A 13,081-nucleotide genomic window follows, 5' to 3' on the forward strand; every position below is an offset into this window, starting at 1 on the left:
TTACACCTTCGCCACGAGTGGGCGACCCAGCAGGCCTTGGGGACGGAAGATCAGGATCAGCACCAGCAGCGAGAAACTGAACACGTCTTTGTAGTCGGAGTTGATCATGCCGGCGAACAGCGACTCGGAAATACCGAGGATGATGCCGCCCAGCATCGCACCGGGCAGCGAGCCGATGCCGCCCAGCACCGCCGCGGTAAACGCCTTGATGCCGATGATGAAGCCGGCGTAGAAGTCGAACGTGCCGTAGTTCATGGTGATCAGCACACCGGCCAGGGCGGCCATCACCGCACCGATGATGAACACGTAGGAGATCACCCGGTCGGTATTGATGCCCAGGATCGAGGCCATCTTGCGATCCTGCTGGGTGGCCCGGCACATGCGCCCCAGCTTGGTGAACTTGATGATGTAGGTGAGCGCCGCCATGCCGACGAAGGCCGCCACCAGAATGAAGATCTTGGTGTAGGTCAGTTGCACGAAGCCGGTGCCCACGTCGAGGCGCCAGGCGCCTTCGAGCAAGGTCGGTACACCCTGTTGGCGGGCGCCCTGGCTGATCTGTGCATAGTTCTGCAGGATCAGCGAAATGCCGATGGCACTGATCAGCGGTGCCAGCCGGGTGGAGTTGCGCAGGGGTTTGTAGGCGATGCGTTCGATGGTCCAGCCGTATACACCGGTGACCACCACCGTGAAGATCAGCGTCCCGAGCATCAGCAGCGGGAAGGATTCGATACCGAAATACGCCAGCAATGCCAGGCTGATTGCCGCCAGGTACGCGGAAATCATGTACACCTCGCCGTGCGCGAAGTTGATCATGCCGATGATGCCATAGACCATTGTGTAGCCGATGGCGATCAGACCATAGACCGACCCCAGGGTCAGCCCATTGATCAGTTGCTGCAGGAAAATACCATCCATAACGCGATCTCACGTATTTGAGAGTGCACACCCGCCGACCCCGTCGTACCGCGGATGAAGCGGCCCAGACGGCGCCGGGTTGTGCAGCTCCACGAGAAAAGACAGGTACGGCAGAAAACCGGGGCGCGCCCCGGGCAGCGAAGGCCCGAGGCGCCGGCCGTTGTTATTTTTGTTTTTCCAGTTGGTGGTACTTGCCGTCCTTGTCCCACTGGTAGACCACGTAGTCGGACACGGTCAGGTCGCCCTTGGCGTCCCACTTCTTCTCGCCCATCACGGTTTTCACCGGGTTGGCCTTGAGCCATTTGGCGGCGTCTTCGCCCTTGGTCGACTTGGCGCCGTTGAAGGCGGCGGCCAGGGCCTGGACCGAGGCGTAGGCATACAGGGTGTAGCCCTCGGGTTCGGTACCGGCCTTGCGGAACTCGTCCACCACTGCCTTGCTGTCGGGCAGCAGGCGCGGGTCGGCGCCGAAGGTCATGTACACCCCATCGACGAACTTGGCGCCGCCGGCGGTGGCCACCAGCTCGTCGGTCACGATGCCGTCGTCGGACATGAACTTGACGTCGTTCAGCCCCGCCTCACGCAGTTGCCGCACCAGCGGGCCGGCTTCCGGGTGCAGGCCACCGAAGTAGACCACGTCGGCACCGGCGCCGCGGATCTTGGTGACCACGGCGCTGAAATCCTTCTCGCCACGGGTCAGGCCTTCGTACAGCACCGGCTTGACGCCGCGTTTTTCCAGCTGGGCCTTGGTCGCATCCGCCAGGCCCTGGCCATAGGTGTCCTTGTCGTGCAGCACCACGACCTTCTTGCCCTTGAGCACATCGACGATGTAGTCGCCGGCCACGATGCCCTGCTGGTCGTCACGCCCGCACATGCGGAACATGGCGCTCAGGCCGCGTTCGGTGACCTGCGGGTTGGTCGAGCCCGGGGTGATCGCGATGATGCCGGCCTCGTCATACACCTCGGAGGCCGGGATGGTGTTGGAGGAGCAGAAGTGCCCGACCACGCCCACGACCTTTTCCTGGTCGACCAGGCGGTTGGCCACGGCCACGGCCTGCTTGGGCTCGCAGGCATCGTCACCGGCCACCAGCTTGATCTGCTCGCCATTGACCCCGCCCGCCTTGTTGATGGCATCGGCCGCGGCCTGGGCACCTTTCATGTATTGCTCGCCAAACGCTGCGTTGGCACCGGTCATCGGGCCCGCTACGCCGATCTTGATGTCGGCCTGTACATACGAAGACACGCCCAGCGCCGTTGCCACGGCGAGGGCCAGAAAGCCTTTCTTGTAAAACGTCTGCGACATGAGGTGGTGCTCCTGAGTTTTTTTGGTTGGCACTACAACGTTCAGCAATTGCGATGAGCAAGGGCCGTGCCATTGGATTTTTATTCTGGAAAAACTCGCGATCAGGTTCCGATACGTCGGCTTGCACGCCTTCTTTACAGGTCGTGAAACCGTCTGCGGTGCACATGGCGCCACCGACGAAGCAGATAAAGCGCAACCTTGCCGTGCCATCATTGCAACCCTGACCTGTGTTTACGTGCAACCAGCCTGTAACAGGATGCGTAACCGAACTGCACATCCTTGGTGCGCCTCTGCAACAGCGGGCACCATTAGAGGCTAGCTGGCCAACGCGAAACGTGCCGCTACCCATAGCCTGCTACCGAATTACCCTGCGCCGGCCGGCAACACCGGCGAAAAGACTGGCACAATGGGCGCCATTGGCGGCCTGGATGGCGGCACGCCCGACCTGGAGTGTTTTATGAGCGAAAGCGCATTTGCCGACCGCATCGTGCAGAGCCTGCTCGATACCGATTTCTACAAGCTGACGATGATGCAGGCGGTGCTGCACAACTACCCCAACGTCGATGTGGAATGGGAGTTCCGATGCCGTAACGGCGAAGACCTGCGCCCTTATCTGGCGCAGATCCGTACCCAGATCGAGCACCTGTGCGACCTGAGCATCAGCCCTGAGCAATTGGATTTCCTGGAACAGATCAGCTTCATGAAGCCGGACTTCCTGCGCTTTCTGGGCTTGTTCCGCTTCAACCTGCGCTACCTGCACCTGGCCATCGAGCACGATGAGCTGGTGCTGCGCCTGCATGGCCCGTGGCTGCATGTGATCCTGTTCGAAGTGCCACTGCTGGCAATCATCAGCGAGGTGCGCAACCAGCATCGTTATCCCCTGGTGAAGGTCAGCGACGCACGCGACCAGTTGCACCGCAAGTTCGACTGGCTGCGCGCCAACGCCAGCAGCGAAGAGCTGAGCGAGTTGCAGGTGGCCGATTTCGGCACCCGCCGGCGCTTCTCCTACAAGGTCCAGGAAGAGGTGGTGCAGGTGCTGGCGGCCGACTTCCCGGCACGCTTCGTGGGTACCAGCAACGTGCACCTGGCACGCAAACTGGATATCAAACCGCTCGGCACCATGGCCCACGAATGGATCATGGCGCACCAGCAACTGGGGCCACGGCTGATCGACAGCCAGATCGCCGCCCTCGACTGCTGGGTGCGCGAGTACCGTGGGCTGCTGGGGATCGCCCTGACCGACTGCATCACCATGGACGCGTTCCTGGGCGATTTCGACCTGTACTTCGCCAAGCTGTTCGACGGCCTGCGCCATGACTCCGGCGACCCGGTGCAGTGGGCCGAGAAGGCCATCGCGCACTACCGCAAGCTGGGGATCGACCCGATGACCAAGACCCTGGTGTTCTCCGACGGGCTGAACCTGACCAAGACCCTGGAGATCTTCCGGGCGTTGCGCGGGCGCATCAACGTCAGCTTCGGCATCGGCACCAACCTGACCTGTGACATTCCCGGGGTGGCGCCGATGAGCATCGTGCTTAAAATGACCGACTGCAACGGCCAGCCGGTGGCGAAGATTTCCGACGAGGCGGCCAAGACCCAATGCCGCGACGCCAACTTTGTCGCCTACCTGCGCCACGTATTCAAAGTGCCCAAGGAGTAACCCATGCAAGCCGTCCAGCGAGAGATTGCGCAGCAGCTCAAGGTTCAGCCGCCGTTCGCCGACGCGGCCGCGCTCGAGGCCGAGAAGGCCCGGCGTGTGGCCTTTATCCAGCAGTGCCTGAAAAATGCCGGGCTCAAGACCCTGGTGCTGGGCATCAGCGGCGGGGTCGACTCGCTGACCGGCGCCCTGCTGGCCCAGCGTGCGGTGGCGCAGCTGCGCGAGCAGACGGGTGATGCGCAGTACCGTTTCATTGCCGTGCGCCTGCCGTACCAGGTGCAGCATGACGAGCATGATGCCCAGGCGTGCATCGACTTCATCCAGCCGGACGAATGCCACACCGTGAACATCGCCCCGGCCGTGCAGGCGCTGGCGGCCGAGGTCGAGGCGCTCAAGGACGGCAAGCCGGCGATGGTCGATTTCGTGGTGGGCAACACCAAGGCACGCATGCGCATGGTGGCGCAGTACACCATTGCCGGTGCGCGCGGCGGGCTGGTGATCGGTACCGACCATGCGGCCGAGGCGGTAATGGGGTTCTTTACCAAGTTCGGTGATGGCGCGTGCGACCTGGCGCCGTTGAGCGGGCTGGTGAAAAACCAGGTACGCGCGATTGCACGCAGCTTTGGCGCGCCCGAATCACTGGTGGAGAAGGTGCCGACGGCCGACCTGGAAGACCTGGCGCCGGGCAAGCCGGACGAGGCGTCGCATGGGGTGAGCTATGCGCAGATCGATGCGTTCCTGCAGGGCGAGGCGGTGAGCGAGGAAGCGTTCGAGATCATCAAACGTACGTACGAGAAGACCCATCACAAGCGCGAGATGCCCTTCGCCCCTTGAGCTCCATTCGCTGGCAAGCCAGCTCCCACAAGGACAGTGCAGTACCTGTGGGAGCTGGCTTGCCAGCGAAGAGGCCAGGTCAGGCAACCCTGAACTGGCACTTGAAGCTTACTTCAGCGTAACAGTGCCTTTCATCATCGAGATGTGCCCCGGGAACGAGCAGAAGAAACCATACTTCTCGTTGGCATCGAGCTTGGACACGTCGAAGGTCACCGCGTCGGTTTCCTTGGCGCCAATCACCTTGGTGTGGGCGATGATGCGTGCGTCGCCTTCCTTCAGGTAATCCTTGTCGATACCGGCGCTCAGGCCGTCGGTGGCGATCGGCTGCATGTCAGCTTCTTTGCTGATCACCAGGTTGTGGCCCATGACGTTCTTCGGCAGGTTGCCGGAGTGGGTCAGCTCGACGGTGAAGGTCTTGCAGCTCTTGTCGATTTCAATGGCCTTGGTGTTGAAGGACATCTGGTCGGTGGAGTCGACCGTGACCTTGCACTCGGCGGCGAACACCTGGGCGCTGGCGAGGGTCAGCAGGGATACCGCTACAGCTTTGGCAAACATCGTGAATCTCCTTGGCAGGGGTTTTTTATCTGTTTCGATACTGCCCCAAACGTCTGCACGGGCGCCTGATATGAGTCAAAGGCGGGTCGAGGCGTTTGGTAGTAAATTTTCGCTATGGATTGTATACACAAAATCCGCACGACCATCATGCTCCAATCAGGGACGATGAGACAACCTCTCATTTAGGAGTATCGAACATGTCCCTTGGTAGCTTGATGCGCGGCCTGCTGGCCGCTTATGCCTGTGGTGCCACTGGCAGCCATGTGGAATTTGCGCGGCCGGAGTGATGCGCCAGCAGGTCTGGCCCCTTCGCTGGCAAGCCAGCTCCCACAAGGTCAGCGGTGCTCACAAAACCTGTGGGAGCTGGCTTGCCAGCGAAGGGACCGGTGCGGTATCAGACCTGGCCTTCATCCAGCGGCAACACCGTCACCTGCACCTGCGGGTCATGGCTGCCGCCGCCCAGGATCACCCCGCGCAGCGGCGACACATCGGAAAAGTCCCGGCCCCACGCCAAAGTGATGTGCTCAAGTGCCGGCAGCATGTTGTTGGTAGGGTCGAAATCCACCCAGCCCTGCACCGGGCAATACACCGATACCCACGCGTGCGAGGCATCCGCACCGATCAGCCGCGCCTGCCCCGGCGGGGGGCGGGTCAGCAGGTAGCCACTGACGTAACGCGCCGCCAGGCCACGCGAGCGCAGGCAGGCGAGCATCAGGTGGGCGAAGTCCTGGCACACCCCGCGACGGCGCTCCAGCACCTCCACCAGCGGCGTGGCGACCTGGGTGGCCCCCGCGTCGAAGGTGAACTCGCTGAAGATCTTCTGCATCAAGGCCTGCACGCCCAGCAGCAACGGCCGGCCAGGCGGGAAGCACGGCTCGGCGAACGCCACGAAGCGCTGCTTGAGGCGCACGTAGGGCGACTCGAAACGAAAGCGGCAGGCATCCAGCATGGCCACCGACAGCGCCTGGCCCGAGTAGGTCAGCGCCTGGCACGCCTGCTCCCAGGGCAGCGACGCGTCCAGCTCGGGTAGCGGCCGTGTCAGCACCTCGACCTGTACCCGGGTCACCACGCGCAACTGATCATGCGGACGCTCCAGCGCCAGGCGCGTCAGCGGGTTGCCGAAGCCGTCGAACTCGTCGCGCCGCCGCGTAGGCAGCGGGTCGACCTGCAACTGCTGGTCTTCGCACTGCTGCCAGGCGCACGCCCGCGGCCACAGGTGCACCAGTTGCTGGGCCAGCGACACCGGGCTGTCGTAGCGGTAATGGGTATCGTGCAGAACCTGGTAGCGTGCACTCATCAGGCAGACACCGTCTGTTGGCTTACATCGTCGACATGCACGAAGTGGCGCAGCGCCAGGCGCTCGGAGGCCTGCACACTGGCCTGCACGACGTCTTCAAGCAAGCCGGCCAGGCCATCGAGCACCGCCCGCACGCTGGCATTGCCGAACAGCGGGTGCTCCAGGCTGGCGAGCTCGAAATGCTGCAGCCGCTCGGCCAGCACGCCCAATGCAGGGTCACGCGGGCTGCCGAACTCCTTGCTGCAGCGCTCCAGCGAGCGCACCAGCAACTTGAGCTGGAACAGCACCGCATGCGGGTTCTGCGGGTCGAGCAGGAGCAGGTCGAGCACCGGGATCAACTGTGCCACCGCCAGGTAGCGCGAGCGGTAGGTGATGCTGCTGTTACCCAGCTCCAGCAGCCATTCCAGGCCGGCCTGATCGAACACGCCAGGGCCACGCAGAAAGCTCGCCAGGCTCAGGCTCAGCGATTGCAGGCGCTCGATGCGGCGTCCGATCATCAAAAAACGCCAGCCTTCATCGCGGGTCATGTCGTCCAGGGCAAAGCCCGACAGCGCCGCCAGCGACATCACCAGGCGGTTGAGAAAGTCCAGCAGCTCGCCCAGATCCGCCGTGTCACCGTCCAGGGTCTGGGCTTCACGCTGCAGCTCCACCAGGGCCTGCCAGTTCTCGCGCGAGAGCTTGCCGCGCACCTGCGCGGCGGTCCACTGCAGGCGCTGCAGGTTGGCGCGCAGGCTGAACACCCAGTCGGGGGCCAGCAAGGCGGCACGCAGGCGTTCGGCCAGGGACCCCTGGGGCGGCAGCAGTTCCAGCTCTTCGGCCAGCGCCACCGCCGCCTGCCAGGTCGAGGGATGGTCGCCGTCCAGGTAGCGGCTGAGCAGCACCCGCAGCAACCGCGCACTGCTGTCGCAGCGCTCGCAGTAGCGGCCGAACCAGAACAGGTTTTCCACCACCCGCGAGGGCAGGTACGGGTCCTGGCGCACCAGGTCGGCGACCCCGAGGCTGCGGCTGGCCTGCCATTGCTCGCCGACCGGCGCGGCATCACCCAGCACCCAGGTGTCCTTGCTGGCACCGCCGCGCTGCATCGACACCACTTCGGCATCGGCCTGCGCGGCCACTCGGCTCAGGCCACCGGGCAGCACCCGGTAACCGTCAGCAGTGGCCACTGCATACACGCGCATGCCGATGGGGCGGGCCTGCAACTGGCCCTGCCAGACCGGTGCCTGGGACAACTGCGCCAGTTGCTGTGCAACATAGGCGTACGGGCGTGCGCGCAGGCGTTCGGCCAGGGCTTCGCGCGCCACACTGTCCAGGTCGCGCCCCAGCAGCGGGGCGAAACTCTGCGACGGGAACGCCGGCTTGATCAGCAGTTCAGGCAGTTTCTCCAGGGCCTGGGCCAGGGCCGCAGGCTCGCCGCACCACCAGGTGGCAATCGACGGCAGGCTCAGCTCTTCGCCAAACAGGCGCTGATTGATCGCCGGCAGAAAGCCCAGCAGGCCGGGCGACTCCAGCACGCCACTGCCCAGCGCATTGGCCACCAGCACCCGGCCCTGGCGTACCGCATCGAGCAGGCCCGGCACGCCGAGCGCCGAGTCGGTGCGCAGCTCCAGCGGATCGCAGAAGTCGTCGTCCAGGCGCCGCATGATCGCGTGCACCCGGCGCAGCCCGCCAAGGGTCTTGAGGTACACCGTGGCATCGCGCACGGTCAGGTCGCTGCCTTCGACCAGCGGGTAGCCCAGCTGGCGGGCAAGGAACAGGTGTTCGAAATAGCTCTCGTTGAACCGCCCGGGCGTCAGCAGTACCACCAGCGGCGGTTCCTGGTCGCTGGGCGCCAGGCGCAGCAGGCTTTGCTGCAGGCTGCGAAAGAAGCCGGCCAGGTGCTGCACGTGCAGGTCGCGGTACAGGTCGGGCAGCGTGCGGGTCACCAGGGTGCGGTTTTCCAGCGCGTAGCCGGCCCCGGAGGGCGCCTGGGTACGGTCGGCAGTGACCCACCAGCGCCCGTCGGGGCCGCGTGCCAGGTCAACCGCGTACAGGTGCAGAAAGGTCCCGCCGGGCGGGCTGATGCCCTGGCAGGGCCACAGGAAGTTGTTGTGCCCATACACCAGTTCGGCGGGCAGCAGGCCTTCGCCGATCAGCTGTTGCGGGCCGTAGATGTCGGCCAGCACCGCGTTGAGCAACTGCGCACGCTGGGCGATGCCGGCGGCCAGCGCTTGCCATTCCTGCGCCGGGATCAGCTGCGGCAGCAGGTCCAGCTCCCAGGGGCGATCGGTACCCTCGGGGTCGGCGTAGATGTTGTAGGTAACGCCGTTTTCCTGCAGGTGGCGCGTCAGCAGGGCCTGGCGCTGGGCCAGCTGGGCCGGGCCGCTGCGCTGCAAGGCGTCATGCAGGCGCTGCCAGTGCGGGCGCACGCTGCCGTCTGCCGCGAACATTTCGTGGTAGGTAGCGGGGCTTGGTGAGGCCAGCGGGTCAGCCATGGGCGTGCTCGGGAATGGCGGGTGATGCAGGGTAGCGTGTAGCGAGGGCCGGGTGAAGGATAGATGTGGCCTTGCGGGCCTCTTCGCTGGCAAGCCAGCTCCCACAGGGTAATCAGTGGCCTATGGATCTGCACTGTACCTGTGGGAGCTGGCTTGCCAGCGAAGGCCGCGACGCGGTATCAGCGTGGCAACACGGGCTCGCGGGTTTTCTTGCCTTTGCCCTTGCCGCCCTTGGCTGCATCCTTGCGCGCCTTGGCCGCTTCCTGGTTCTTGGCAAACGCCGCCGCCTTGGCCTGCTCGCGCTTGTCCCACGGCTTGGCGCCATCGCTGGCACGCGGTGGCAAGCCGGTGTGCTGGGTCAGGATCTTCTGTTCCTTGGCCACCTTGTGGCTGCCCGCCGGCGTCGAGTTCTTGCGCCGTGCACTCTGGTAGCTGTCGGTCGCCGGCTGGTGCAGCGGGATCAACTGGTGCTTGGCAGGCCCGATCAGGTCGGCACGGCCCATGCGCTGCAGCACTTCACGCAGCATCGGCCAGCCCTTCGGGTCGTGATAGCGCAGGAACGCCTTGTGCAGGCGGCGCTGCTCTTCGCTCTTGACGATGGTCACCGCATCGCTCTTGTAGGTGACCTTGCGCAGCGGGTTCTTGCCCGAATGGTACATGGCCGTGGCAGACGCCATCGGCGACGGGTAGAACGCCTGCACCTGGTCGGCACGGAAGCCGTTGCCCTTGAGCCACAGTGCCAGGTTCATCATGTCTTCGTCGGTGGTGCCCGGGTGCGCTGCAATGAAGTACGGGATCAGGTACTGCTCCTTGCCCGCCTCCTTGGAGTACTTCTCGAACATGCGCTTGAAGCGGTCGTAGCTGCCGATACCAGGCTTCATCATCTGGTTCAGCGGGCCTTCCTCGGTGTGCTCCGGGGCGATCTTGAGGTAGCCACCGACGTGGTGGGTGACCAGCTCCTTGACGTACTCCGGCGACTCGACCGCCAGGTCGTAGCGCAGGCCCGAGGCGATCAGGATCTTCTTCACCCCCGGCAGGTCACGCGCACTGCGGTACAGCTGGATCAGCGCCGAGTGGTCGGTGTTCAGGTTGGGGCAGATACCCGGGAACACGCACGACGGCTTGCGGCACGCGGACTCGATCTCCGGGCTCTTGCAGGCAATGCGGTACATGTTCGCGGTCGGCCCGCCAAGGTCGGAGATGACCCCGGTAAAGCCCGGCACCTTGTCGCGAATTTCTTCGATCTCGCGAATGATCGAGTCGTGGGAACGGTTCTGGATGATGCGCCCCTCGTGCTCGGTGATCGAGCAGAAGGTGCAGCCACCAAAGCAGCCACGCATGATGTTCACCGAAAAGCGGATCATGTCGTAGGCCGGGATCTTCTCCTTGCCGTACGCCGGGTGCGGGACGCGCGCATAGGGCATGCCGAACACGTAGTCCATCTCTTCGGTGGTCATCGGGATGGGCGGCGGGTTGAACCACACGTCCAGCTCGCCATGGCGCTGCACCAGCGCACGGGCGTTGCCCGGGTTGGTCTCCAGGTGCAGCACGCGGTTGGCGTGGGCATACAGCACGGCGTCGCTGCGTACCTTCTCGTACGACGGCAGGCGGATCACGGTCTTGTCGCGGGTCATGCGCGGGCTGGCCAGGATCTGCACCACCTTGGCTTCCTGCGGGTCTTCGACCGGGCCCTTCTCCTGCTCGATGGCGCAGGCCTGGGTGTCCTGGGTGTTGACGTACGGGTTGATGATCTTGTCGACCTTGCCCGGACGGTCGATCCGCGTGGAGTCCACCTCGTACCAGCCCTGCGGGGTGTCACGGCGCACGAACGCGGTGCCGCGGATGTCGGTGATGTCTTCGATCTTCTGGCCGTACGACAGGCGCTGGGCCACTTCGACGATCGCGCGTTCCGCGTTGCCGTACAGCAGGATGTCGGCGCAGGCATCGATCAGGATCGAGTGGCGCACCTTGTCCTGCCAGTAGTCGTAGTGCGCGATGCGGCGCAGCGACGCCTCGATGCCGCCGAGCACGATCGGCACGTGCCTGTAGGCTTCCTTGCAGCGCTGGCTGTAGACCAGGCTGGCGCGGTCGGGGCGCTTGCCGGCCAGGCCGCCGGGGGTGTAGGCGTCGTCCGAACGGGTCTTCTTGTCGGCGGTGTAGCGGTTGATCATCGAGTCCATGTTGCCGGCCGCGACACCGAAGAACAGGTTCGGCTCGCCCAGCTTCATGAAGTCGTCTTTGCTCTGCCAGTTGGGCTGGGCAATGATGCCGACCCGGAAGCCCTGGGCTTCGAGCAGACGGCCGATGATCGCCATGCCGAACGACGGATGGTCGACGTAGGCATCCCCGGTCACGATGATGATGTCGCAGGAATCCCAGCCGAGCTGATCCATCTCCTCCCTGCTCATGGGCAGGAATGGCGCTGGCCCGAAGCATTCGGCCCAGTACTTGGGATAGTCGAAAAGTGGTTTGGCTGCTTGCATGTCAGTGACCGGTTCTTGGTATCAGGGAAATCGCGGGCGCGGAATATAGCACAAATTTTGACCAATTCCGACGTCAGGAGTCGGAATTGATCATCTGTGCTTATTCGTCGTCGTCGAAGTTGTAGCTGCCCGGTGCCAGGTTCTCGAAGCGTGTGTACTTGCCGATGAACGCCAGGCGGATAAAGCCGATCGGGCCGTTACGCTGCTTGCCGATGATGATCTCGGCAATGCCCTTGTGCTCGGTCTCGGGGTGATACACCTCGTCGCGGTAGACGAACATGATCACGTCGGCGTCCTGCTCGATTGCACCCGATTCACGCAAGTCGGAGTTCACCGGGCGCTTGTTGGGGCGTTGCTCCAGGGAGCGGTTGAGCTGCGACAGGGCGATGACCGGGCAGTTGAATTCCTTGGCCAGGGCCTTGAGCGAGCGCGAGATCTCGGAAATCTCGTTGGTACGGTTGTCGCCGCTGGAGCCCGGGATCTGCATCAACTGCAGGTAGTCGATCATGATCATCGCGATATCGCCATGTTCACGCACCAGGCGTCGGGTACGCGCACGCATCTCCGAGGGGCTGATGCCAGCGGTGTCGTCGATGAACAGCTTGCGGTCGTTGAGCAGGTTGACCGCCGAGGTCAGGCGTGGCCAGTCATCGTCGTCCAGTTGGCCGGAACGTACCTTGGTCTGGTCGATACGCCCCAGCGAGGAAAGCATACGCATGATCAGCGATTCGCCTGGCATCTCCAGCGAGTACACCAGCACGGCCTTGTCGCTGCGCAGTACGGCGTTCTCCACCAGGTTCATGGCGAAGGTGGTCTTGCCCATCGATGGACGGCCGGCAACGATGATCAGGTCGGCCGGCTGCAGGCCGCTGGTCTTCTCGTCCAGGTCGGTGTAGCCGGTGGAAATACCGGTGATCGCGCTGTCGGAGTTGAACAGCGTGTCGATGCGGTCGATGGCCTTGGTCAACAGCTCGTTGACCCCTACCGGGCCGCCGGTCTTGGGCCGCGCCTCGGCGATCTGGAAGATCTGGCGCTCGGCCTCGTCGAGGATCTCGGCGGCGTTGCGCCCTTGCGGGTTGAACGCGCTGTCGGCGATCTCGCTGCTGATGCTGATCAGCTGGCGCAGCGTGGCGCGCTCGCGAATGATCTGCGCATAGGCCTTGATGTTGGCCACCGACGGGGTGTTCTTGGCCAGCTCGCCCAGGTAGCCCAGGCCGCCGATCTGCGAGCTCTGGCCTTCCTTGTCGAGCTGCTCGTGCAGCGTCACCACGTCGAACGGGGTATTGAGGTCGGCGAGCTTGTGGATCGCGCGGAAGATCAGACGGTGGTCATGCCGGTAGAAGTCGCCATCGGAGACTTGATCGAGCACGCGCTCCCAGGCGCTGTTGTCCAGCATCAGGCCACCGAGCACGGCCTGTTCGGCCTCGATGGAATGCGGCGGCACCTTCAGGGCAGCGGTTTGCAGATCATATTGCTCGGGGGCGGTTATCTCGTTCATGGCCACTTGGAAATCAGGGTGTTGAAAAAGACAAAGGGCACGACCTGCAAAGCAGGATCGTGCCCGATGTT

9 protein-coding genes are annotated in these 13,081 nt (G+C 64.0%); 2 read left to right on the forward strand and 7 right to left on the reverse strand.

Going from position 1 to position 13,081, the window contains the following annotated elements:
• Both KUO17_RS04880 and KUO17_RS04885 read right to left on the reverse strand, forming a co-directional pair.
• On the reverse strand, nucleotides 1-915 hold the full coding sequence (locus KUO17_RS04880) for an ABC transporter permease subunit (RefSeq protein WP_217973997.1): 915 nt from the start codon (nucleotides 913-915) through the stop codon (nucleotides 1-3).
• A gap of 163 nt (nucleotides 916-1,078) precedes the next feature.
• On the reverse strand, nucleotides 1,079-2,215 hold the full coding sequence (locus KUO17_RS04885) for a branched-chain amino acid ABC transporter substrate-binding protein (RefSeq protein WP_217973999.1): 1,137 nt from the start codon (nucleotides 2,213-2,215) through the stop codon (nucleotides 1,079-1,081).
• 457 nt (nucleotides 2,216-2,672) lie between these two features.
• Between KUO17_RS04885 and pncB the strand changes: the two genes are divergently transcribed.
• Both pncB and nadE read left to right on the forward strand, forming a co-directional pair.
• On the forward strand, nucleotides 2,673-3,875 hold the full coding sequence (gene pncB, locus KUO17_RS04890) for a nicotinate phosphoribosyltransferase (protein ID WP_217974001.1): 1,203 nt from the start codon (nucleotides 2,673-2,675) through the stop codon (nucleotides 3,873-3,875).
• A 3-nt stretch (nucleotides 3,876-3,878) separates the two neighbouring features.
• Entirely contained in the window at nucleotides 3,879-4,706 is an 828-nt protein-coding gene (nadE, locus tag KUO17_RS04895; protein ID WP_217974003.1) for an ammonia-dependent NAD(+) synthetase, read from the forward strand.
• 108 nt (nucleotides 4,707-4,814) lie between these two features.
• Here nadE and azu read toward each other — a convergent pair whose 3' ends face one another.
• The 5 genes from azu to dnaB all read right to left on the reverse strand — a co-directional run bounded on the left by azu (nucleotide 4,815) and on the right by dnaB (nucleotide 13,010).
• The gene (gene azu / locus KUO17_RS04900) at nucleotides 4,815-5,261 is read right to left on the reverse strand and encodes an azurin (RefSeq protein ID WP_217974005.1); all 447 of its coding nucleotides are present in this window, start codon (nucleotides 5,259-5,261) and stop codon (nucleotides 4,815-4,817) included.
• A gap of 394 nt (nucleotides 5,262-5,655) precedes the next feature.
• Nucleotides 5,656-6,558 (reverse strand): transglutaminase family protein, encoded by a 903-nt coding sequence (locus KUO17_RS04905; RefSeq protein ID WP_217974006.1) that lies wholly within the window; start codon nucleotides 6,556-6,558, stop codon nucleotides 5,656-5,658.
• Complete coding sequence (locus KUO17_RS04910) at nucleotides 6,558-9,029, reverse strand: circularly permuted type 2 ATP-grasp protein (RefSeq protein ID WP_217974008.1); 2,472 nt, start codon at nucleotides 9,027-9,029, stop codon at nucleotides 6,558-6,560. Before KUO17_RS04910 ends, KUO17_RS04905 begins: the two co-directional genes overlap by 1 nt.
• Nucleotides 9,030-9,208: 179 nt before the next feature.
• Nucleotides 9,209-11,512 (reverse strand): YgiQ family radical SAM protein, encoded by a 2,304-nt coding sequence (locus KUO17_RS04915; protein WP_217974009.1) that lies wholly within the window; start codon nucleotides 11,510-11,512, stop codon nucleotides 9,209-9,211.
• A 100-nt stretch (nucleotides 11,513-11,612) separates the two neighbouring features.
• Nucleotides 11,613-13,010, reverse strand: a complete 1,398-nt coding sequence (gene dnaB / locus KUO17_RS04920; protein ID WP_217974010.1) for a replicative DNA helicase — start codon at nucleotides 13,008-13,010, stop codon at nucleotides 11,613-11,615.
• Nucleotides 13,011-13,081 lie beyond the last annotated feature (71 nt).

The sequence above is a fragment of the Pseudomonas aegrilactucae genome (assembly GCF_019168305.1).
In the GTDB taxonomy this organism is placed as follows: Bacteria; Pseudomonadota; Gammaproteobacteria; order Pseudomonadales; family Pseudomonadaceae; genus Aquipseudomonas; species Aquipseudomonas aegrilactucae.